This is a genomic window from Saccharothrix ecbatanensis (assembly GCF_014205015.1).
GTDB lineage: Bacteria > Actinomycetota > Actinomycetes > Mycobacteriales > Pseudonocardiaceae > Actinosynnema > Actinosynnema ecbatanense.
Genome location: NZ_JACHMO010000001.1, coordinates 6,995,362 through 7,017,639, shown reverse-complemented (window position 1 = coordinate 7,017,639; position 22,278 = coordinate 6,995,362). Strand labels below are relative to the sequence as shown.

The following is a 22,278-nucleotide window of genomic DNA, read 5'->3' as shown; positions in this document are numbered from 1 at the left end:
CATACCCGCCCTGACCTGCTTACGATGCGCTTGTGACCGCAACGGGTTACCTCGTCCTGTCGATCGGCGTTCTGCTGATCGGCGGTATGGCGTTTCTCATCGGACGCACGACAGCGCGTCCCGGTGAGACCCGCCCCAAAGGCCTCACCGTCGCCGACCTGATGGCCATGGTCGTCAACTCGTCCCCCGACGGCATCGCCGTGCTGAACGGCTTCGGTGACGTCGTGCTCCACAACGACCGCGCCGAGGAGCTCGGCGTGGTGCGGAACAACCGGGTGGACGAGCGGGCCAGACGGGCCGCCGAGCTGGCCCGCCGCAACGGCGGCGTCATCTCGGTCGACCTGTCGACGCTTGAGGTCGTGAAGGGACGCCACCCGGCGGCCGTGCACGCCACGGTCAAGGTGCTCACCGAGGGGTTCGTCGTGGTGGACGCCACCGACGAGTCCGAGTCGGTCCGGCTGGAGGCGACCAGGCGCGACTTCGTGGCCAACGTCAGCCACGAGCTGAAGACCCCGGTCGGCGCGCTGGCGCTGCTGGCGGAGGCGGTGCTGGACGCCGCGGACGACCAGGAGCAGGTTCGCCGGTTCAGCGCCAAGATCATGCAGGAGGCGACCCGGCTGGGCACGCTGGTCACCGAGCTGATCGCGCTGTCCCGCTTGCAGGGCGCGGAGAAGCTGCCGGAGCTCGGCCCGGTGGAGGTCGACGTCGTCGTGGACGAGGCGCTGAGCCGGTCCAAGCTGTCCGCCGAGTCCGCCGGCATCCAGATCACCACCGACGAGCCCGCCGGGCTCGAAGTCGAGGGCGACCGGACGTTGCTGGTCACGGCGTTGAGCAACCTGCTGGAGAACGCGGTCGCGTACTCGCCGCCGGGCAGTCCGGTGTCGGTCAGCCGCAAGCTCGTGGACGGGTTCGTCGAGATCTCCGTCACCGACCGCGGCATCGGCATCGCCGAGGACCAGCAGACCCGGGTGTTCGAGCGCTTCTACCGGGTCGACAAGGCCCGGTCCCGCGCGACGGGCGGCACCGGGCTCGGGCTGGCCATCGTCAAGCACGTCGCCAACAACCACGGCGGCGAGGTGAAGCTGTGGAGTCTGCCGGGCACCGGTTCGACGTTCACGCTGCGCATCCCGGCTCATCCCGACCAGGACGAGCCCACCCAGGACTTGCCCAGGAAAGACCTGCCCAAGAAGGACATGTCCAGGCAGGAAATGGCGAGATCCGTGCCGAGCGGTGCGGTCAGCAAACACGGAGGAGAGCTGTGACCAGGGTGCTCATCGTGGAGGACGAGGAGTCCTTCGCCGATCCGCTCGCCTTCCTGCTGCGCAAGGAGGGCTTCACCGCGGCGCTCGCGGCCACCGGCCAGGAAGCGCTGGAGGAGTTCGACCGCAACGGCGCCGACATCGTGCTGCTCGACCTGATGCTGCCCGGGATGAGCGGCACGGACGTGTGCAAGCAGCTGCGCGCCCGGTCCACGGTGCCGGTGATCATGGTGACGGCGCGGGACAGCGAGATCGACAAGGTGGTCGGCCTGGAGCTCGGCGCGGACGACTACGTCACCAAGCCGTACTCGGCGCGTGAGCTGATCGCCCGCATCCGCGCGGTGCTCCGCCGCGGCGGGGAGAACGAAGAGCTGTTGCCGCAGGTCCTGGAGGCGGGGCCGGTGCGGATGGACGTCGAGCGGCACGTGGTGACGGTGGACGGCGGCGAGGTGAACCTGCCGCTGAAGGAGTTCGACCTCCTGGAGTACCTGCTGCGCAACGTCGGCCGGGTGTTGACCCGTGGCCAACTGATCGACCGGGTGTGGGGCGCGGACTACGTCGGGGACACGAAAACCCTGGACGTGCACGTCAAGCGGCTGCGCTCGAAGATCGAGCCGGACCCGTCGACGCCCCGTCACCTGGTGACCGTGCGCGGACTGGGCTACAAGTTCGAATCCTGACAATCCCGACCGGGTACGGTGCACCGCGTGCGCCTAGGGGTGCTTGATGTCGGGTCCAACACCGTCCACCTCTTGGTGGTGGACGCTCATCGGGGTGCCCACCCGACGCCGATGAGTTCGGAGAAGTCCGTGCTGCGCCTCGCGGAGCAGCTGGACGGCTCCGGCATGCTCGGCCGTGCGGGCGCCGACCAGCTGGTGCGCACCGTCGCCGCGTCCAAGGCGGCGGCGGAGCGACTGGGCTGCGAGGACCTGATGGCGTTCGCGACGTCCGCGGTGCGCGAGGCGGGCAACTCGGCCGACGTGCTGGACCGCGTGCGCGCCGAGACGGGCGTGGACCTCCAGGTGCTGAGCGGCGAGGACGAGGCGCGGTACACGTTCCTCGCGGTGCGCCGCTGGTACGGGTGGTCCGCGGGCCGGCTGCTGTGCCTGGACATCGGCGGTGGGTCGCTGGAGCTGGCGATCGGCGTGGACGAGGAGCCCGAGGAGGCGTTCTCGGTGCCGCTCGGCGCGGGCAGGCTGACCCGGACCCGGTTCCGCAACGACCCGCCGAGCCGGGCCGAGGTGAACGAGACCACGGAGTGGCTGGCCGAGCAGCTGGCGCCGGCGGCGAAGAAGATCCGCCGCGTGGGCTCACCCGATCGTGTGGTTGCGACGTCGAAGACCTTCCGCACGCTGGCCCGGTTGACCGGCGCGGCGCCGTCGTCGGCCGGTCCGCGGGCGCGGCGCGTGCTCACGGACGCCGGTCTGCGGCAGCTCGTCGCGTTCATCTCGCGGATGTCGGCGGCCGACCTGGCCGAACTCGAAGGAGTGAGCGCGAGCCGGGCCCACCAGCTCGTCGCGGGGGCTCTCGTGGCGGAGGCCACGATGCGAGCCCTGTCACTCGCCGAGCTGGAGATTTGCCCCTGGGCACTGCGGGAAGGTGTCATCCTGCGTCGGCTGGACCACACTAATGGCTCGGACCAGGGTGGCAGCACCCTGCCGGGTCGCACCCGCACGACGGGTGACACTGGACGGACTGGCCGCCACGGGGCACGGTGGAGTTGATGAGTCGAGAGAGCGAGTCGGAGCAGACCCAGCGCACCGTCGCGGAGTTGCTCGCCCAATACGGCGGGGGCTCCGGCGAGGTTGCGCCGCGTCGGCGACGCCGACGTGCCGAAGAGGCGTCGGAGACCGGTCCGCAGGCCATCATCGACCGGGTCAACTCGGACAGCGGCCGGCTGATGCCGATCCGCGACGAGCCCGCCGCGCCGCCACCGCCACCGCCACCGTCGCCGCCCGCGCGGTCGCAGCAGCAGCGTGGCGTCGAGACTGAGCGCACGGCCTACCAGCCGCCGGTCGCGCCGCCTCCCGCCCCGCCGCCCCCGGCCGCCCGGCCCGAGCAGCTGTCCAGACCGGACCTCTCGCGGCTGGATCCGTCGAAGACCGAGTCCGGCCGTCGTCGCGCGCCCGACGTGGACCCGGCCGAGGAGACGCGGGTCGTCCCGCCGATCGTGGACGACTACCCGGAGCAGTCCCGGCCGAACGCGCCGAAACCGCAGGTCAAGCCGTCGAACATGCGGCCCGGCCCGCCGGCTCCGCCGATGGCCAAGCCGCCGATGGTGAAACCGCCCGGTCGCGAGCCGGTCACCGAGGTCATGCCGCGGATCACGGACAAGCTCACGCCGAACGTGCCGCTGGAGTCGTTGCCGACCGAGTCGGTGCTGATCGTGCCGCCCGCGCCGCCGAGGCTGCCCGAGCCGCTGCCCGACCAGACCCCCGAGGACTGGTTCGGCGACGACGACGAGCCCGAAGAGGCCGAGGAGCAGGAGAGCACCCAGTTCCACCCGTACGTCGACCTCGACGAGGAGGACGACGCCAGTGACAACTACCAGCGCCGTGACTTCCAGCGGCGCGAGTTCGACGACGAGCCCGCCGGGCTGGCCGAAGTCGAGGACGACGACGAGCCCGCCGAGCGTTCGGCCGGCAAGGAGTGGCTGGTGATGATCGGCCAGCTCGCGGTCGGCGTGCTCGGTGGCGCGGCGCTGTGGCTCGGCTTCAGCTTCCTGTGGCGCACGGCCGCCCCCGCGGCGCTGGTCGTGGCGCTCGGTGTGACCGTCGGCCTGGTGATGGTGGTCCGCAAGATCCGTCGGGCGGACGACCTCCAGACCACCGTCCTGGCCGTCCTGGTGGGGTTGATCGTCACGGTCTCGCCGGCGGCGATGCTCCTGGTGAAGTCTTGATCCCGGTCGGCCTGTCCACCGCGGCCGTGTGGCCGCAACCCGCGGGCGCCGCGTTCCAGGCCGCCGCGGACCTGGGCTACGACGGTGTCGAGGTCATGGTCTGGGCCGATCCGATCAGCCAGGACGTGAAGGCGCTGGACCGGCTGGCGAAGAGCAGCGGCGTGCCGGTGATGGCCTTGCACGCGCCGTGCCTGCTGATCAGCCAGCGGGTCTGGTCGCCGGATCCGGCGGAACGGCTGCGGCGCAGCGTGGAGGCGGCGAGCGACCTGGGCGCGCGGACGGTCGTGCTGCACCCGCCGTTCCTGTGGCAGCGGAAGTACGCGGACGGGTTCGCCGACCTGGTGGCGTCGTTGGAGGACTCCAGCGGGGTCGCGATCGCGGTGGAGAACATGTTCCCGGTGCGGCGTGCTCTGGGTCGGGGGCGGTCCGTGCAGGTCACGGCGTTCCGGCCGTCTATCGACCCGACGGACGTGGGGCACCGGAACTACACGCTGGACGTGTCGCACGCGTCGGCCGCGCACGCGGACGTGATGGAGCTGGCCAAGCGCATGGGCGAAGGGCTCACGCACATCCACCTGGCCGACGGTTCGGGTCTGCCGAAGGACGAGCACCTGGTGCCGGGGCGGGGCAACCAGCCGTGCGCCGAGCTGCTGTCGCACCTGACCGGCACCGGCTTCACCGGCCAGGTCGTGCTGGAGGTCAACACCCGCCGCGCCCGCACCACCGCCGAACGCGCCGAACTACTCGCCGAATCCCTCCTCTTCGCCCGCCTGCACCTCTGACCCTCCGCGCGAGTCCTACGTTCAGAACGCGCGAGTCGTACGTTCAGGACCACCGTGTCCTACGTTCAGGACCCCCGAATTCAACGCTCAGAACACGCGGGTCGTCCCCTCGGGCACCGGGAGTTCAACGTTCAGACGCAGGGGGTTGTGTGTTCCCGCACGGTGAACGCGGTGTTCAGGCACGTCGGCCCGTACCGGCCCGAACTCCCATCCGCTCCGGCACGGCCCAGCGACTAGGGTCTTGATCGTGAATCCGTTGCGCACGTTGATCCTCGCGGCCGCGGGCAACGACACGGTGCGCCGGGTCGTCGCGACCGCGCCGGTCAGCCGTGACGTCGTGCGCCGGTTCGTGGCCGGGGAGAAGATCTCCGACGCGATCGACGTGACCAGCGACCTCGTCGGCCGGCACGGCCTGCGCGTCACCCTGGACTACCTGGGCGAGGACACCACCGACCGCGCGACCGCCGAACGCACCGTGCGCGCGTACCTGGAGCTGCTGGACCAGCTGCACGACGTGGGCCTGGCCGCCGACGCCGAGGTCAGCGTGAAGCTGTCCGCCGTCGGCCTGGCCGTGAGCGAGACGTTGGCGCTGGACAACGCGTCCCGCATCTGCGCGGCGGCCGAACAGGCCGCGACCACGGTCACCGTCGACATGGAGGACCACACCTCCACCGACGCCACCCTGCGCGTGCTCGCCGAACTGCGCCGCCACTGGCCGTCGGTGGGCGCGGTGCTCCAGGCGTACCTGCGCCGCACCCTGGACGACTGCCGCGAGCTCGCGGACACCCGCGTCCGGCTGTGCAAGGGCGCGTACGCCGAACCCGCGTCGGTGAGCTACGTCGACCCGCACGAGGTCGACCTCAACTACGTGCGCTGCGCGAACGTCCTGCTCGCCGGCTCCGGTTACCCGATGTTCGCCACCCACGACCCGCGGCTGATCGAGATCATCGGGGAACGCGCCCGCTGGCACGACAAAGCGGTCGAGGACTTCGAGTTCCAGCTGTTGTACGGCGTCCGCACCGGCGAGCAGCTGCACCTCGCGGCCGAGGGGCACGTCGTGCGCGTGTACGTCCCGTTCGGCGAGCAGTGGTACGGCTACCTGATGCGTCGGCTGGCCGAGCGGCCGGCGAACGTCTCGTTCTTCCTGCGCTCGCTGGTCAGCCGTTCGTGAGGAGCCCTGTGTCCTTCTCGGTAGCCAGTGCGGTCCGCCCCCTGGGCGACGGCACGTACACCGCGTCCCTGCCCGCCGAGTGGACGGTCGGTCCCAAGCCGCACGGCGGGTTCCTGCTGGCCCTGGTGTCACGTGCGGCGGTGGACAGCGCGCGGGCGGCCGTGCCCGGCGCCGACGACCTCGCGCCGTTGGCGGTGAGCACGCAGTTCCTGCGTGCGCCGGAGGTGGGGCCGGTGCTGCTGCGGACGCAGGTGCGCAAGGCGGGGCGGACGGCGACCGTGGTGACGTCGGCGCTGGAGCAGCGTGGGCGGAGCTGCGTGGAGGCGGTGGTGACGGTCGGGCGGATGCCCAACGGCACGCCGGACTACGTCGACCTGCCGGACATGGCCGCCGCGCCGCCCGCCGACGCGATCGACCTCGCGTCCATGGGGTCGGGGGGCGTGTACAAGCTCGGGTCGGTGTGCGACGTGCGGCTGGACCAGGAGGGCGCCGGGTTCCTGACCGGGCGGGTCGGCGACCCGTTGGTGCTGCGGCTGTGGGTGCGTCCGCTGGGTGAGCGGCCGGATCCGTACTTCGCGCTGATCGCCGGGGACATCTCGATGCCGGTGACGTTCAACCTGGGTCGGTTCGGGTGGTCGCCGACGGTGCAGATGACGTCGTTGCTCCGGTCTCATCCGGCGCCGGGGTGGCTGCGCGTGCGGGTGTCGTGCAGCGCGGTGCACGGGCAGTGGTTCGACGAGGACGCCGTGGTGATCGATTCCGCCGGGCGGCTGGTGTGCCAGGCGCGGCAGCTGGCGTTGACCCCGGCGGGCTGACCGCGCGGTGCGTGACCGCTCGGCTCCCGGTGTCCGAGCGCGTGGCTCTACGTTCCCGACCGGTCGACTCGCTGTGTCCGAACGCGCGACTCCTGGTGCCTGACCGGAGGGACTCGCGTGTTCTGAGCGTTGAATTCGGGGGTCCTGAACGTAGGACACGGTGGTCCTGAAGGTACGACTCGCGCGTCCTGAAGGTACGACTCGCGCGTTCTGAACGTCCGGTGGCGTGGCAGGCTTGGGGTATGACGACCATCGCCGTGTTGGGGGCTGGCAAGATCGGTGAGGCCCTGCTGTCCGGGCTCCTGCAAGGGGGGCGCAAGGCCGACGAGCTGCTGTTCACCGAGAAGCACCCGGACCGTGCGGCAGCGTTGACGGCGCAGTACGGCGTGGAGGGCCTCGACGTCGCGGGCGCGGCGCAGCGGGCCGACGTGCTCGTGGTCGCGGTCAAGCCGCAGGACATCGAACCCCTGCTGGACGAGCTGTCACCGGTGATCAAGCCGGGCACGCTGGTCGTGTCCCTGTGCGCGGGCCTCCCGACGTCCCTGTACGAGCGCAGGCTGCCCGACAGCACCCCGGTCGTCCGTGTCATGCCGAACACCCCGATGGTCGTCGGCGAGGCCATGAGCGCCATCTCGGCCGGCAAGTACGCCACCGAGGAGCACCTGAACCTGGTCGAGGAGCTGCTGCGCACCGTCGGCCAGGTGGCGCGCGTCCCGGAGAGCCAGCAGGACGCCGTCACGGCCCTGTCCGGCTCCGGCCCGGCCTACTTCTTCTACCTGGTCGAAGCCATGATCGACGCGGGCATCCTGCTCGGCATCCCGCGCGACCTGGCCGGCCGGCTCATCATCCAGTCGGCGGTCGGCGCGGCCACCATGCTGAACGAGGGCGACCAGCACCCGGTCATCCTCCGCGAGGCCGTCACGTCACCCGCCGGCACCACCATCATGGCCATCCGCGAGCTGGAGAAGCACGGTGTCCGCGCGGCCATGCTGGCGGCCATCGAAGCAGCTCGGGACCGTTCGGTGGAACTGGGACGGGACCACGAGGCGGACTGATACCGCCATTGGCCGTCGCACCAGTCCCACGTGTCCCGTTACCCTCAAGGGAGCACGTGCGTGTCGAACCGTCGGTGGGGAAGCCGACGGCACGACGCGTGTCGAAGGACGCGGTGATCCATGCCTGCGGAGGAGAAGTCGCTCGGCCAAGTCAGATTCCTGACGGTCGCCGAGGTCGCGCTGATGATGCGTGTGTCGAAGATGACGGTGTACCGGCTGGTTCACTCCGGTGAGCTGACGGCGGTGCGCGTGGGCAAGTCGTTCAGAGTGCCGGAGAAGGCGGTGCACGAGTACCTGCGGAACGCCTACTTCGACGCCGGGTGAGGCCGGGTATGGAGCGGCGGGTAAACTGATAGGCCGTTCGTGCCTGGTGTCGGCGCGCCCTCTTGACGGGTGTTTCCACCGGCGCGTGGAGACCACCAACGTCTAGTAGTGAAGGAACCCGCATGGGCTCGGTCATCAAGAAGCGCCGCAAGCGCATGTCGAAGAAGAAGCACCGCAAGTTGCTGCGCAAGACGCGGGTCCAGCGCAGGAAGCGCGGCAAGTAACCCCTGCGGGTTCTCGCACCGCCAGTCCCCCGGCGAACGGCCGTGGGGCTGGCGGTGTTGTCGTTCCGCGCCTGGCCGCGCGTCCCGGCCGCCGAAGCGGCCATCCGGGTGATTGACCGGTAAAGCCCTGGTGACCTGCGTCAAGACCCTGCTCCTCGTCCCGGGTGGATCGAGGATCCCGGCTAGCATCGACGAGTCGCACCACCCGCACAGGGAGTCGCATGGCGCCCAAGGTCGTTCTCGTCACCGGTTGCAGCCGTTTCCTCGGCGGTCACCTCGCCGCGCGCTTCGCCGCGAACCCGGACATCGGCAGGGTGCTCGGCGTCGACACCGAGCTGCCGTCACGTGACCTGCTGCGCCGCATGGGCCGCGCCGAGTTCGTGCGCGCCGACATCCGCAACCCCCTCATCGCCAAGGTCATCGCCACCGCGCAGGTCGACACGGTCGTGCACGCGTCGGTGACGGCGAACCCGGCCGGTCCGACCGGCCGGACCGCGATGAAGGAGATGAACGTCATCGGCACGATGCAGCTGCTGGCCGCGTGCCAGAAGTCGCCGCACGTGCGCAAGCTGGTGGTGAAGTCGACCAGCGCGGTGTACGGGTCGAGTTCGCGTGATCCGGCGGTGTTCACCGAGGACATGGGCCCGAAGGACCTGCCGTCCAGCGGGTACGCCAAGGACGCGGTGGAGGTCGAGGGGTACGTGCGCGGGTTCGCCCGCCGCCGGCCGGACGTCGACGTCACCGCGCTGCGGTTCACCAACTTCATCGGCCCGCGCATCGACACGGTGCTGACCAGGTACTTCGCCCTGCCGGTCGTGCCGACGGTGCTGGGCTACGACGCCAGGGTGCAGTTGTTGCACTCCGAGGACGCGCTGGCCGTGCTGGAACGGGCCGCGCTGCACGACCTGCCCGGCGTGTACAACGTGGGCGGTGACGGCGTGCTGATGCTGTCCCAGGCCATCCGCCGTGCCGGCCGGATCAACCTGCGGGTGCCGAGCGCGTCGGTGCCGACCGTGGGCAGGTTGTTCCGCAGTGCCAGGCTGGTGGACTTCTCCCCGGACCAGATGAGGTTCCTCAACTGGGGCCGGGTGGTGGACACGACGCTGCTCAAGCGGGAGTTCGGCTTCACCCCGAGGTGGACCACGCAGCAGGCGTTCGACGACTACGTGAGCGGGCGCGCCCTGCGTCCGCTGATCGATCCCGAGGTGGTGGCGTCGGTCGAGCGTGGCGTGCTCGACGTGGCCGCCAGGTTCCGTTAGGCGCCGGTGGACGGCGAGGAGGTGGACGCGGTGGCAGAGGCACGGGTGATCCCGCTGCACGGTGCGGACCGGGAGGCGCCCCGACGACGACGCGGCGTGGCCCAGGCGCGACCGGCCGCTGTGCTGCCCGAGCCCCCGGACGAGCCCTCGGCCGAACTCACGGACGAGCCGTCCGAGGAATCCGTGGCGTCCGAGCCGGCGGCGTGGGAGCGGCACCTGGCGGAACTGCTGACGTTCGCCCGCAGGCGCCTCCAGGGCGACTACGAGGTGGACGAGTTCGGCTTCGACCCCGACCTGACCGACCACGTCCTGATGCCGCCGCTCCGGCCGCTGTACGAGAAGTGGTTCCGGGTGGAGACGATCGGCATGCACAACGTGCCGGGCGAGGGTGGTGCCCTGATCGTCGCCAACCACTCCGGCACGCTGCCGTTGGACGCGACGATGACGGCGTTCGCGGTGCGGGCGGACCACCCGAAGCGCCGTCACCTGCGGATGTTGGGCGCGGACCTGGTGTTCAAGACGCCGGTGCTGGGTGCGTTGGCGCGCAAGTCGGGGCAGACGCTGGCGTGCAACCCCGATGCGGAACGGCTGCTCAGCTCCGGTGAGCTGGTCGGCGTGTGGCCGGAGGGGTTCAAGGGCATCGGGAAGCCGTTCAAGGACCGGTACAAGCTGCAGCGGTTCGGGCGGGGCGGGTTCGTCTCGGCGGCGCTGAACACCGGCGTGCCGATCATCCCGTGCTCGATCGTGGGTGCGGAGGAGATCTACCCGAAGCTCGCCGACATCAAGCCGCTGGCCCGGTTGCTGGGGCTGCCGTACTTCCCGGTGACGCCGTTCTTCCCGCTTTTCGGGCCGCTGGGGGCCATCCCGTTGCCGTCGAAGTGGTACATCGAGTTCGGTGAGCCGATCCGGACGGACGTGTACGGCGAGCACGCGGCGGATGACCCGATGCTGGTGTTCAACCTGACGGACCAGGTGCGGGAGACCATCCAGCAGACCCTGTACCGGCTGCTCACGCAGCGCCGCAACGTCTTCCTGGGCTGACCGGGCGCGCACCCCTGGGCCCTGACGGTCGCCGCTGGGCTGACCTGGCACATCCCGCTGGGCTGACCTCGCCGTTGGCTGACCGAGCCGGCCAGTGCTGAGCTGGTCAGTGCCGAGCTGTGGTCAGCGCCGAGCAGGTCAGCGGTCGCGGCGGCGGTAGGCGAGGGTGGCGGCTACGGCGCCTGCGAGGGCGCCCGCGCCCAGGACCGACGGGACGCCGATCTTCGCCGCCTTGCGGCCGGTGCGGAAGTCGCGGATCTCCCAGCCCCGCTTGCGGGCGGTTTCCCGCAGCCCCGAGTCCGGGTTCACCGCGACCGCCGTGCCGACCACCGACAGCATCGGCACGTCGTTCACCGAGTCCGAGTACGCCGTGCACCGCCGCAGGTCGAGACCTTCCTTCGCGGCCAACGCGCGCACCGCGTGCGCCTTCGCCCGACCGTGCAGCAAGTCCCCGACCAGCCGCCCGGTGTAGATGCCGTCGGTGCTCTCCGACACCGTCCCCAGCGCACCCGTCAGCCCCAGCCGCTTGGCGATGATCTGCGCCAACTCCACCGGCGTCGCGGTCACCAGCCACACCCGCTGCCCGGCGTCCAGGTGCATCTGCGCCAACGCCTGCGTGCCGGTCCAGATCCGGTCCGCCATCAGCTCGTCGTAGATCTCCTCGCCGAGCGAGACCAACTCCGCCACCGACCGACCGGCCACGAACGACAACGCCTGCTCACGGGACGCGGCGACGCTCTGCGGGTCCTCCCGCCCACCGACCCGGAACTTGAGCTGCTGCCACGCGAACCCGGCCAGGTCGGAGTTCTTGAAGTACTTGCGCGCGGCGAGCCCACGGGCGAAGTGGAAGATCGACGCGCCCATCATCATCGTGTTGTCGACGTCGAAGAAAGCCGCCGCGGTGAGGTCGGTGGGCGCGCTCCCAGAGGGGCCGACCACCGCCAGCGCGGCAGCGGCCGAAGCCTCACCGGCCAACTCGGCAAGTCTCTCCCGCTCGGCCGAGCCCTCCACCACACGCCTTTTCACCACGTCAGCGCCTCCCGCGGTCCGATGGGGACAGGGTAGCGATCAGCCGCCGAGGCCGGGCAGGGGCAGCGACGGGAGCGTCAACGTGGGCAGGGGGAGCACCGGACCGCTCGTCGAGACGGTCGGCGCGGACGGTGTGGACGGCGTCGAAGGCGACACTCCGACGCTCGGCAGGCCGCTCGACGTGCCGGTGCCGGGCACACCGTCGGACGTGGTGGGCGCGGCGGCGGACGTGGGGTCCGGCGCGGACGGCCGGAGCTCCGGCGACATGCCGGGGACCACGGGCTGCGTCACGCACTCGTCCTCGGCCGGCACCGGGCCGACCTGGTCGACCTGACCCGACGTGACGGACACGCAGTCCGCCCGTGCCTGCAACGCCGACGCGCGCTGGGCGATCCGGTCGAGCAGGTCCAGCGACGTCCCGGCCCGATCGGCGGCCTCGACGGGCAGCGCGGCCCGCAGTTCGCCCAATCGGGTGGCGTGCGCGATCGCCCAATCGTGCAGCTCCGTGAGGGCGCGCTGATCCGAGTTCGACCCGACCGCGGCCAGCACGCGGGAACCGGCCGCGGCGTCGGCGTCGAAGTCGGTCAGCGCGGTCAGGTAGCCGCCGAGCGGCCCGCCGGAGGGCTCGCGGTACCGGTCGACCAGCGTCTCCAGCTCCACGACGCGCGCGGCGGCGAACTCCAGGCGCTTGTGGCCCTTCGACTCCTCGCCGAAGGTGAGGCCGAGCGAAGCCGTCTCGGCGGTGCGCTTGACGCCGTACAGCGCGTCACCCGGTAGCGCGTCCTGGCTGAGCAACAGGCTCATCCCGGTCAGCGACAACAACAGGCACAGCGCCGCGGCGAGGGCCACCGCTAATCGGCCACGGGCTCCGGCGCGCGGCCGTCGCAGCTCTTCCTTGGGCTGGTCGAGTTTGGTCGGCGGCGGCGCGGTCGCACCCAGCACCCTGGCCCGCATCCGGGCCTTGACGGCCTCGTCGGGGCCGCTCGTGACTGCGGCTTTCCGCAGCAGCGCGACTACGGCCAGTTCTTCGGCGAACTCACCGGCCGACGGCTCGGACTCGACGGAACCCGATCGGGTCGGATCGGGCCGGGGACGGGCCGGATCGGGATGCGCGTCGATCGCGCGGGCGAACTGCTCGCGCTGCCTGTGACGCCATAGCGGCGTGATACCTCTGCCCACCATCCCGCTGGCCAACCATCCCGCACCGTCTCGGACGAGTCCCGCACCGAGGATCCTGCCCCGAGTAACGACCCGGGACGTCCCGGGGTTACGCGAGCACGAGCGGTGCGACGGTGATCACCGCAGCCAGGTGGGCAGCAGTTGGGCCAACCGGCGCACCGCTCGGTGCTGCAGGGCCTTGATGGCGCCCTCGTTGCGGCCCATCCTGGCTGCCGTCTCCGCCACGGACAACCCCTGGATGAACCGAAGGGTGATGCATTCCCGCTGGTCTTCGCCCAGTTGGGCGACGCAGCGGAGCAGCTCGGCGTTCGTGGCGTCGGTGAGGACCGCCTGCTCGGGACCGTCCGTGACCTCGCGGTTGTCCGCCAGTTCGGCCGTCGTGACCTCCAACCGGTACCGGCTGGACTTCACGTGGTCGAAGACGATGTTCCGCGCGATCGTGACGAACCAGGCGCCCACGTCGCGGCCCTGATAGCTGATCGACCTGATGCTGCGGAGCGCGCGCAGGAACGTCTCACTGGTCACGTCCTCCGCGAGCGTGCGGTCGCCGACGCGGAAGAGCACGTACCGGTACACCACGTCCACGTAGCGGTCGTAGAGCGCGCCGAACGCGTCCGTGTCGCCGCCCTGAGCGGCGCGGACCAGGTTCCACGGCTCGGTCGCCGCGTTGCTCTCCACGCTCTCGATCGTGCTGGACTGCCCTCCCGCACTCCACCTGGAGCGCAGCGTCCGGATCGTTCGGACGGAGTTCTCGCGTGCCCGTGCGGTCATCGGCTCGCGGCACCTCCACAGGGTCGCCGTGCCGGCAGCATACGTGTTGTTACTCCGTAGTAGGTAGCGGCTGGTGGGGTCGAATCGGAGACGGGTGCGGAGCCACTGCGTGACGCCGCTCCCGCGTGACAGACTGCGCGGAGATCCGCTGTGGTTCACCAGGAGGTCATGTTGACCACTTCCGCAAGCAACATCTCCGACCTGGTTCGCGCATCCGCGCACCGTGGACCCAAGCACGTCGCACTGGTCGATGTCACGGCCTCCGGCGATCGGAGCACACCGGAGACCCACACCTGGGCCGAGTTCGACGCGGCCGTGGACGGCGAGGCGCACCGGTTGGCGCAGGCGGGCGTCGAGCCCGGTGACCGGGTGGTCGTGCGGCTGCCGGCCGGTGTCGCGTACTGCGTCGCGGTGTTCGGCGTCCTGCGCGCCGGTGGTGTCCTGGTGCCCGCCGGACCGGGCCAGCCGACCCGTGAGCTGCAAAGACTGGTCGCGGACAGCGGCGCGAAGCTGCTCGTCGGCGACGGCGGCGGCGCGGACGTCGAGGTGCTGCCCGCGCCGACCATGGAGCCGGGCGAGGAGTTCCCCGCCATCGGCTCGGGTGAGGACCTGGCGGTGCTCGGCTACACCTCCGGCACGTCCGGCACGCCGCGCGGCGCGATGCTGTCGCACCGGGCGCTGCTGGCGAACGTGCGGCAGTGCGCGTCCCTGCGACCCGCCCCCGTGACGCCGGGCGACCGGGTGCTGCTGGCGCTGCCGCTGTTCCACGTCTACGGGCTCGGCCCGGGGCTGCTCCAGGTCGCGGGCGCGGGCGCGACGGCCGTGCTGCTGGAGCGGTTCGACCCGGACGCGGCGCTGACCGCGATCCGCGAGCACCGCGTGACCACGGTGGTCGGCGTGCCCCCGATGTACGCGGCGATCCTGGCCCGGCCGGTGGACCGGCTGCGCGAGGACCTGGCCACGGTCCGCCTCTTCACCTCCGGAGCCGCGCCGCTGGCGGCCGGTCTGCTGGACGCCATGCGCGAGGCGGTCGGCCTGCCTGTCTACGAGGGCTACGGCCTCACCGAGACCGGCCCGGTGCTGACCACGACGCTGGCCGGCGGCGTGCCCAAGGGCGGCTCGGTCGGCCGTGCGCTGCCGGGCGTGGAAGTGCGCCTGGTCGACACCGACGGGCGTCCGCTCGACCAGGACGAGGACGAGCCCGGCACCGGCCTGGTCGCGGCCAAGGGCGACAACCTGTTCAGCGGGTACTGGCCGGACGGCGCGCACGGCCCGGACGCCGACGGCTGGTTCCGCACCGGTGACGTCGGCTACGTGGACGAGGACGGCGACCTGCACCTGGTGGACCGGGCCAACGACCTGATCATCGTCAACGGCTTCAACGTCTACCCGCACGAGGTCGAGCAGGTGCTGGCCGAGTTGGACGGGGTGGCCGAGGCGGCGGCGGTCGGCGTGCCGGACGCGCGGACCGGCGAAACGGTCAAGGTCGTGGTGGTGCCGGTCGAGGGCGCCGAGGTGACCGAGGAGGCGGTGAAGGACCACTGCGCCGGACGGCTGGCGAAGTTCAAGGTGCCGACGGTGGTCGAGTTCGCCACCACCCTGCCGCACTCGCCCACCGGGAAGCTGGCGCGGTCGAGGCTGCGGCAACCCCTAGCCTGAACGGCGTGAGCCACCACGTCACCTTGATGAGCCGGGTCGACTGCCATGCCTGTGAGCAGGCCAAAGCGGACCTGGAACGGATCTGCGGCGAGCTGGGCGTGCCGTGGGAGGTCCAGGACGTCGACGCGGACCGCGAGCTGCGCGCCGAGTACGGCGACCGGGTGCCGGTGATCCTGGTCGACGGCGAGGAGCACGGGTACTGGTCGGTCGAGGAGGACCGGCTGCGCGCCGCCCTGCGCTGAACACCAGCCGCGCACTGGTCAGCCGAGCACTGGGCACCGGGCGGGGTGCGGATTTGGCGGGGGCTGATCGACCGGGTGCGATTACCGGGCGCTTACGGAATCGGCGCACCGGCCCTCTTCAGGTGTCGAATTGAGCCATGAACCGCTGGACCGCCGCCCTCATCGGACTCCTCGGCGTGGCCGCCGCGCTCGCCGCCGGGCACCTCGTCGCCGGGCTGGTCGGGCCGTCGGCCTCACCGTTCCTCGCCGTCGGCAACACCGCGATCGACTTCACGCCCAGCGCCGTGAAGGACTTTGCGATTCGTGCGTTCGGCACCGCCGACAAGCTCGTGCTGCTCCTCGGCATGGCGGTGGTCCTCGTTGCCCTGGCCACGGCCGCCGGGCTCCTGTCCCGCCGTTCGCCCCGGCCCGGCACGGTCCTTGCGGTCGTGATCGGACTGCTCGGCGTCGGAGCCGTGCTCTACCGGCCCGACCTGGGACAACTTGGCGTCCTCGCCCCGATCGCGAGCCTGGTCGCCGGCGTCGTGGTCTTCCGGTGGCTGCACGCCAAGGCGTCGGAGACCCCGACCGTCGACGGCAGGCGCACGTTCCTCATCGCGTCCGGCGCGACAGCCGTGGGCGCCGGCCTGGCAGGTCTCACCGGGCAGCTGATCGGCGGCCGGGTGGACGTGGAGGCGTCCCGGAGGGCCGTCGGCGACCTCAAGCCCTTCGCATCTGCACCGGCCATCCCGGCGGACGCGGACTTCGCCGCCGAGGGCACGCCCGCGTTCATCACCCCGAACAAGGACTTCTACCGGATCGACACGGCGCTGAGCGTGCCCAGGGTGCGCGCCGAGGACTGGGTGCTGCGCGTGCACGGCATGGTCGACCGCGAGTTGACCCTCCGCTACGACGACCTGCGGCGGCGTGACCTGGTGGAACGCACGGTCACGCTGGTCTGCGTGTCCAACGAGGTCGGCGGCCGGTACATCTCCACCGCGAACTTCGTCGGTGTGCCGCTGCGCGACGTGCTGATGGAGGCCGGCGTGCACCCGGACGCGGACCAGCTGTTCTCCACCAGCGCGGACGGCTGGACGGCGGGCACGCCGACCGCCGTGGTGCTGGAGCGGGACCGGGGCGCGCTGATCGCGCTGGGCATGAACGGCGAGCCGCTGCCGGTGGAGCACGGCTTCCCGGCCCGGCTGGTCGTGCCCGGCCTGTACGGCTACGTCTCGGCCACCAAGTGGGTCGTCGACCTGGAGCTGACCACGTTCGCCGACCGGCGGGCGTACTGGCTGGAACGCCAGTGGGCGCGGGAGGCGCCGGTCAAGGTGATGTCCCGGATCGACCGCCCCCGACGCCAGTCGAAGGTGTCCGGCCGGGTCGTGGCGACGGGTGTGGCGTGGGCCCAGCCCACCGGCGTGGCCGAGGTGGAGGTGCGGGTCGACAACGGCCCGTGGCGGGCCACGACGCTGTCCGCCGACGTCAGCGACTCGACCTGGCGGATGTGGCGGGTCGAACTCGATCTACCGCCGGGCGGTCACACGATCGAGTCGCGTGCCACCGACAAGTCCGGTTCCACCCAGCCCCAGGCACGCCTCGACCCGCTGCCGGACGGCGCGACCGGCTGGCACTCGGTCTTCTTCACCGTCGAATGACACGCCCGGACCCGCCGGATTCACCCCAACGTGAGACGTGGCCCCGTATCCACCCGGGAGGCCCGGTCCCCATTTCACCGGGGGGATGTCCATGGGGCGCCGCAAAGCCGTTCCCGGAGCCGACGCCGCAGGCAGGGGTCCGGCCCATCAACTTTGTGCAAGCGTTCACAAGCGGTACGGTGGGTCCATCACACCGCTGGTGAAGGTGCCCGGCGGGTCAGTGCGACGGATGTCGAGGAGTACCAGCGTGGCGGCTCAGCGGGGCGAGGGTGACGGTGTCGTGACCCGCCCAGGAGAGGCTCGCCCGCGGGAGAACGGCCCGGAAGCGCCCGTCGACGTCCGGGAGCGGGCACGCGCGATTCCCGAGGCGGCGGTGGCACGGCTCGCGGTCTACCTCCGCGTCCTCTCCGGCATGGTCGAGCAGGGCGTGACGACCATCTCCAGCGAGGAACTGGCGGGTGCGGCCGGGGTCAACTCGGCGAAGCTCCGCAAGGACCTCTCCTACATCGGCTCGTACGGCACGCGCGGCGTCGGCTACGACGTCGAGGTGCTGGTCGGTCACATCGAGCGGATCCTCGGCCTCACCCGCAAGCACTCGGTCGCGGTGGTCGGGATCGGTAATCTTGGTCACGCGCTGGCGAATTACGGCGGTTTTCCGAGCCGAGGGTTCCCGGTCGCCGCGCTGTTCGACGTCGACCCGGATCTGACGGGAGTGCCGGTAGGCGGCATACCGGTCAACCACATCGACGAGATCACGACGGTCTGCGCGGAACGCGAAGTGTCGATCGGCGTCATCGCGACACCGCCGCAGGCAGCTCAGGCGGTCTGCGACCGTTTGGTATCCGCCGGAGTCCAGTGCATCCTGAACTTCGCACCCGTCGTGCTCCAAGTGCCGGACTACGTCGAAGTGCGCAAGGTCGACCTGGCGGTCGAAATGCAGATCCTGTCGTTCCACGTGGCGCGACGGGCTGACGAGGCCGCCGGCGACGTGGTCAACGGCATCGGTGTGGACGGGGTGGTGATTCGCCCGTGATCGTGCGGGTAGTGAGCCGATCGGTGGTGACGGCATGAGCATTCTTGTCGTCGGGCTGTCCCACCGGACCACCCCGGTTCCCGTGCTGGAGCGCGTCGCGGTTGCCGACGCCGACCGCCGCAAGGTCCTCGACCAGCTGCTGGCGGCGCCGAGCGTGTCCGAGGCGATGCTCCTGTCGACCTGCAACCGGGTCGAGGTGTACGCGGTCGTCGAGACGTTCCACGGCGGCATGAACGAGGTCGTCGAGGTGCTGGCCCGCCAGGCGGGCGCCGAACCGGCCGAGCTGTTCGAACACCTGTACGTGCACTACTCGGCCGCCGCGGTCGAGCACCTGTTCTCGGTGGCCGGCGGCCTGGACTCGATGGTGGTGGGCGAGGCCCAGATCCTCGGCCAGCTGCGCAACTCGTACAACGCCGCCGACGAGGCGGGCGTGGTCGGCCGCACGCTGCACGAGCTGGTCCAGCGCGCGCTGCGGGTCGGCAAGCGCGTGCACACCGACACCGACATCGACCACGCCGGCGCGTCCGTCGTCTCCGAGGCGCTGGCCGACGCGGCCGACGCCCTCGGCGGTCTCGACGGGCGCAAGGCACTGATCGTCGGCGCGGGCTCGATGGGCGGCCTGGCCGCCGCGCACCTGCGCCGGGCCGGCATCGGCGAGGTCGTCATCGCCAACCGCACCGCCGCCAACGGCGAACGCCTGGCCACGGCCCTGCGCGCGGACGGCGTCGACGCCACGTCAACGGGTCTCGAAGACCTGGCCGACGAGATCGCCAAGGCGGACGTGCTGTTCGCCTGCACGGGCTCGGTCGGCACGGTCATCGGCGCCGAGCTGATCGGCGAACGCGAGCCGCACCGGCCGCTGGTCGTCTGCGACCTCGGCCTGCCGAAGGACGTCGACCAGGCCGCGACGCTGCTCGACGGCGTCCGCGTGGTCGACCTGGAGACCCTCCAGCGCAGGTTGTCCGCCGCCCCGACCGGGCAGGACACGCTGCGCGCGGCGGAGATCGTGGCCGAGGAGGTCCGCGCCTACCTGGCCGGGCAGCGCTCGGCCGAGGTCACGCCGACCGTCACGGCACTGCGCAAGCGGGCCGCCGAGGTCGTGGACGCCGAGCTGCTGAGGCTCGACTCGCGGCTGCCCGAGCTGGACGGCGCGGTGCGCGACGAGCTGACCAAGACCGTGCGCCGGGTGGTGGACAAGCTCCTGCACGCCCCCACGGTGCGGGTGAAGGAGCTGGCCGCGGCGCCCGGTGGCGCCGGCTACGCCGAGGCGCTGCGCGAGCTGTTCGGGCTCGACCCACAGGCGCCGTCCGCCGTCAGCACACCCCATTCGACGCAACCCAAAGGTGAGAAGCGGTGAACCGCACCCTGAGGATCGGCACCCGCGGCAGCGCCCTGGCGCTCGCGCAGACCGGCCACGTGGCCGACGCGCTGCGCGAGGCAGGCGCGGACGTGGAGATCGTCACGATCTCCACCCCCGGCGACCGCTCGTCCGCACCCATCGCCGAGATCGGCATCGGGGTGTTCACCTCGGCGCTGCGCGACGCGCTGGCCAACGGTGAGATCGACGTCGCCGTGCACTCGTACAAGGACCTGCCCACAGCCCCCGACCCGCGCCTGTCGCTGGCCGCCGTGCCGCCCCGTGAGGACCCGCGCGACGCGCTGGTCGCCCGGGACGGCCTGACCCTGGGCGAGCTGCCGACCGGTTCCAAGGTCGGCACCGGCTCGCCGCGCCGCGCCGCGCAGCTCGACGCACTTGGCCTGGGCATCGAGGTGGTCCCCATCCGGGGCAACGTCGACACCCGGATCCGCAAGGTGGCCGACGGTGAGCTGGACGCCGTCGTCCTCGCCCGTGCCGGTCTGGCCCGCCTGGGCCGCACCGCCGAGATCACCGAAACCCTGGAGCCCATCCAGATGCTCCCCGCGCCCGCACAGGGCGCCCTCGCGGTGGAGTGCCGGGTCGACGACGTCGACACCGAGCACCTCCTCCAGTCCACTCTGGACGATTCGGCCAGTAGGGCCGCTGTCGCCGCCGAGCGCGCTTTGTTGGCCGCGCTCGAAGCTGGTTGCAGCGCGCCGGTCGGCGCACTGGCCGATGTGGTGGAAGACCTCGCTGAAGACGCGGACGGGTCGACGCGAGTCGTTCTCCGACTGTCGCTGCGCGGGGTCATGGCGACGGAGGATGGAGACCTCCTCCGTGCGTCCGCCACCGGTGACTTGACCGCAGCAGAGGAACTCGGCCGCGCGCTGGCCGCCGAGTTGCTCGACCTCTCCGGCCACGCCACCGCGTCGCCGGCGGGGCGTAGTTGATGGGGAGTGCCCTGATGACCCGCGCACGCAAGACCCCCGGCCGAGTCGCGTTCGTCGGCTCAGGTCCGGGCGACACCGGGCTGCTCACGGTCCGGGCCCGCGACCTGCTCCACAAGGCGGAGCTCGTGGTCACGGACCCGGACGTTCCGGCCGAGGTGGTGGCGCTGGTACCCGACGGCGTCGAGGTCCGACCCGCCGTGGGCGACCCCGCCGACGTGGCGAAGGACCTGGTCGCCGAAGCGAAGAACGGCCACGCCGTGGTCCGCCTCGTGGCCGGTGACCCGCTGACACTGGACTCGGTGGTGAAGGAGGCGCAGGCCGTCTCCCGCACCACGATCGCGTTCGACGTGGTGCCCGGCGTGCCCGCCGGCACCGCGGTGCCCGCCTACGCCGGCGTGGCGTTGGGCGCGGTGCACACCGAAGCCGACGTCCGCGGCGTGGTGGAGTGGGCAGGCCTGGCGTCCGCGCCCGGCACGCTCGTGCTGCACGCCACCGGCGGTCACCTGGCCGAGGCCGCGTCCTCCCTGGTGGAGCACGGCCTGGCGCCGCAGACCCTGGTCGCGGTGACCTGCGACGGCACTGGCTTCGGCCAGCGCACGATCGACACCACGCTGGCCTCGCTGGCCGCCGACGCCGGTGACCTGGGCGGCCCGTTGGTCGTCACGGTCGGAGCCGCCGTCGCCGGCCGCGCGAGGCTCTCCTGGTGGGAGTCGCGAGCCCTCTACGGCTGGCGGGTCCTGGTGCCGCGCACCAAGGAGCAGGCGGGCGCGATGAGCGACCGGCTGCACTCGCACGGCGCCATCCCGGTGGAGGTCCCGACCATCTCGGTCGAGCCCCCGCGCAGCCCGGCGCAGATGGAGCGTTCGGTGAAGGGCCTGGTCGACGGCCGCTACCAGTGGGTCGTCTTCACCTCCACCAACGCCGTCCGCGCCGTGTGGGAGAAGTTCCGCGAGTTCGGCCTGGACGCCCGCGCGTTCTCCGGCGTGAAGATCGCCTGCGTCGGCGAGTCGACGGCGGCGAAGGTGCGCTCGTTCGGGATCATCCCCGAGCTGGTGCCCAGCGGCGAGCAGTCCTCCGAGGGCTTGCTGGCCGACTTCCCGCCGTACGACGACATACTGGACCCGGTGGATCGTGTCCTGCTCCCGCGAGCGGACATCGCCACCGAGACCCTGGCGGCCGGCCTGCGCGAACGCGGCTGGGAGATCGACGACGTGACGGCCTACCGGACCGTCCGCGCCGCCCCGCCGCCCGCGGACACCCGCGAGATGATCAAGTCCGGCGGGTTCGACGCGGTGTGCTTCACCTCGTCGTCCACGGTCCGGAACCTGGTCGGCATCGCGGGCAAGCCGCACGCGCGCACACTGGTGGCGTGCATCGGCCCGCAGACGGCGGAGACGGCACGCGAGTTCGGCCTCCGGGTCGACGTGCAGCCGGAGGACGCCAACGTCCCGGCCCTGGTGGACGCCCTGGCGCAGCACGCCGCGAGGCTGCGTGCCGAAGGCGCTCTGCCGCCACCGCGCAAGACCAAGCGCTTGCGCCGTTCGTAAGAAGCTCGAAGTGAGTCGGGGTCGCCTTCGTGGTGGCCCCGACCT

At 71.5% G+C, this 22,278-nt stretch carries 22 protein-coding genes; 19 read left to right on the top strand and 3 right to left on the bottom strand.

The features are described 5' to 3' along the window. The first annotated feature begins 32 nt into the window (after nt 1–32). The 12 genes from F4560_RS30270 to F4560_RS30215 all read left to right on the top strand — a co-directional run bounded on the left by F4560_RS30270 (nt 33) and on the right by F4560_RS30215 (nt 10,829). Nucleotides 33–1,262: a sensor histidine kinase gene (locus F4560_RS30270; RefSeq protein ID WP_376775360.1), complete on the top strand. Its 1,230-nt coding sequence runs from the start codon at nt 33–35 to the stop codon at nt 1,260–1,262. Beyond that, complete coding sequence (locus F4560_RS30265) at nt 1,259–1,939, top strand: response regulator (protein ID WP_184925847.1); 681 nt, start codon at nt 1,259–1,261, stop codon at nt 1,937–1,939. Before F4560_RS30270 ends, F4560_RS30265 begins: the two co-directional genes overlap by 4 nt. A 27-nt stretch (nt 1,940–1,966) precedes the next feature. Beyond that, complete coding sequence (locus F4560_RS30260) at nt 1,967–2,983, top strand: Ppx/GppA phosphatase family protein (protein ID WP_184925845.1); 1,017 nt, start codon at nt 1,967–1,969, stop codon at nt 2,981–2,983. Then, a complete protein-coding gene (locus tag F4560_RS30255; protein ID WP_184925843.1) occupies nt 2,983–4,158 on the top strand; it encodes an Rv0497 family membrane protein in 1,176 nt (391 codons plus the stop codon). Before F4560_RS30260 ends, F4560_RS30255 begins: the two co-directional genes overlap by 1 nt. Further along, nucleotides 4,155–4,940, top strand: coding sequence for a sugar phosphate isomerase/epimerase family protein (locus F4560_RS30250; RefSeq protein ID WP_184925841.1), 786 nt, complete (start codon nt 4,155–4,157; stop codon nt 4,938–4,940). The genes F4560_RS30255 and F4560_RS30250 overlap by 4 nt, the downstream gene beginning before the upstream one ends. A gap of 247 nt (nt 4,941–5,187) precedes the next feature. Further along, nucleotides 5,188–6,111: a proline dehydrogenase family protein gene (locus tag F4560_RS30245; RefSeq protein WP_184925839.1), complete on the top strand. Its 924-nt coding sequence runs from the start codon at nt 5,188–5,190 to the stop codon at nt 6,109–6,111. Between the two features lie 8 nt (nt 6,112–6,119). Continuing rightward, on the top strand, nt 6,120–6,926 hold the full coding sequence (locus F4560_RS30240; RefSeq protein WP_184925837.1) for a thioesterase family protein: 807 nt from the start codon (nt 6,120–6,122) through the stop codon (nt 6,924–6,926). A gap of 242 nt (nt 6,927–7,168) precedes the next feature. Continuing rightward, complete coding sequence (gene proC / locus F4560_RS30235; RefSeq protein ID WP_184925835.1) at nt 7,169–7,981, top strand: pyrroline-5-carboxylate reductase; 813 nt, start codon at nt 7,169–7,171, stop codon at nt 7,979–7,981. 120 nt (nt 7,982–8,101) lie between these two features. Further along, nucleotides 8,102–8,305 carry a helix-turn-helix domain-containing protein gene (locus F4560_RS30230; RefSeq protein ID WP_033436603.1) on the top strand — a complete coding sequence of 68 codons (204 nt, stop codon included), beginning with the start codon at nt 8,102–8,104 and terminating at the stop codon, nt 8,303–8,305. Between the two features lie 122 nt (nt 8,306–8,427). Next, entirely contained in the window at nt 8,428–8,529 is a 102-nt protein-coding gene (locus F4560_RS30225) for a 30S ribosomal protein bS22 (protein ID WP_015105422.1), read from the top strand. A 221-nt stretch (nt 8,530–8,750) separates the two neighbouring features. Continuing rightward, entirely contained in the window at nt 8,751–9,788 is a 1,038-nt protein-coding gene (locus tag F4560_RS30220; protein WP_184925833.1) for an NAD-dependent epimerase/dehydratase family protein, read from the top strand. Nucleotides 9,789–9,794: 6 nt separating this feature from the next. Continuing rightward, nucleotides 9,795–10,829 carry a lysophospholipid acyltransferase family protein gene (locus tag F4560_RS30215; protein WP_312869565.1) on the top strand — a complete coding sequence of 345 codons (1,035 nt, stop codon included), beginning with the start codon at nt 9,795–9,797 and terminating at the stop codon, nt 10,827–10,829. A gap of 138 nt (nt 10,830–10,967) precedes the next feature. Here F4560_RS30215 and F4560_RS30210 read toward each other — a convergent pair whose 3' ends face one another. From F4560_RS30210 to F4560_RS30200, 3 genes are all read right to left on the bottom strand, one after another. Continuing rightward, nucleotides 10,968–11,858 (bottom strand): HAD family hydrolase, encoded by an 891-nt coding sequence (locus tag F4560_RS30210; RefSeq protein ID WP_184925831.1) that lies wholly within the window; start codon nt 11,856–11,858, stop codon nt 10,968–10,970. 39 nt (nt 11,859–11,897) lie between these two features. Next, entirely contained in the window at nt 11,898–13,040 is a 1,143-nt protein-coding gene (locus tag F4560_RS30205) for a DUF5667 domain-containing protein (RefSeq protein WP_184925829.1), read from the bottom strand. A 114-nt stretch (nt 13,041–13,154) separates the two neighbouring features. Then, nucleotides 13,155–13,808: a sigma-70 family RNA polymerase sigma factor gene (locus F4560_RS30200; protein WP_184925827.1), complete on the bottom strand. Its 654-nt coding sequence runs from the start codon at nt 13,806–13,808 to the stop codon at nt 13,155–13,157. 168 nt (nt 13,809–13,976) lie between these two features. On the opposite strand from F4560_RS30200, the gene F4560_RS30195 reads away from it, so the two are divergent. The 7 genes from F4560_RS30195 to F4560_RS30165 all read left to right on the top strand — a co-directional run bounded on the left by F4560_RS30195 (nt 13,977) and on the right by F4560_RS30165 (nt 22,233). Further along, a complete protein-coding gene (locus tag F4560_RS30195) occupies nt 13,977–15,467 on the top strand; it encodes an AMP-binding protein (protein ID WP_184925825.1) in 1,491 nt (496 codons plus the stop codon). A 5-nt stretch (nt 15,468–15,472) separates the two neighbouring features. Then, nucleotides 15,473–15,709, top strand: a complete 237-nt coding sequence (locus tag F4560_RS30190; protein WP_184925823.1) for a glutaredoxin family protein — start codon at nt 15,473–15,475, stop codon at nt 15,707–15,709. Nucleotides 15,710–15,846: 137 nt separating this feature from the next. Further along, nucleotides 15,847–17,346 carry a molybdopterin-dependent oxidoreductase gene (locus tag F4560_RS30185; protein WP_184925820.1) on the top strand — a complete coding sequence of 500 codons (1,500 nt, stop codon included), beginning with the start codon at nt 15,847–15,849 and terminating at the stop codon, nt 17,344–17,346. Between the two features lie 247 nt (nt 17,347–17,593). Further along, a complete protein-coding gene (locus tag F4560_RS30180) occupies nt 17,594–18,379 on the top strand; it encodes a redox-sensing transcriptional repressor Rex (RefSeq protein WP_312869564.1) in 786 nt (261 codons plus the stop codon). Nucleotides 18,380–18,413: 34 nt separating this feature from the next. Continuing rightward, nucleotides 18,414–19,736: a glutamyl-tRNA reductase gene (locus F4560_RS30175; protein WP_184925817.1), complete on the top strand. Its 1,323-nt coding sequence runs from the start codon at nt 18,414–18,416 to the stop codon at nt 19,734–19,736. Beyond that, nucleotides 19,733–20,686 carry a hydroxymethylbilane synthase gene (gene hemC, locus F4560_RS30170; RefSeq protein WP_184925814.1) on the top strand — a complete coding sequence of 318 codons (954 nt, stop codon included), beginning with the start codon at nt 19,733–19,735 and terminating at the stop codon, nt 20,684–20,686. Before F4560_RS30175 ends, hemC begins: the two co-directional genes overlap by 4 nt. Nucleotides 20,687–20,700: 14 nt before the next feature. Next, a complete protein-coding gene (locus tag F4560_RS30165; protein ID WP_184925811.1) occupies nt 20,701–22,233 on the top strand; it encodes a bifunctional uroporphyrinogen-III C-methyltransferase/uroporphyrinogen-III synthase in 1,533 nt (510 codons plus the stop codon). Nucleotides 22,234–22,278 lie beyond the last annotated feature (45 nt).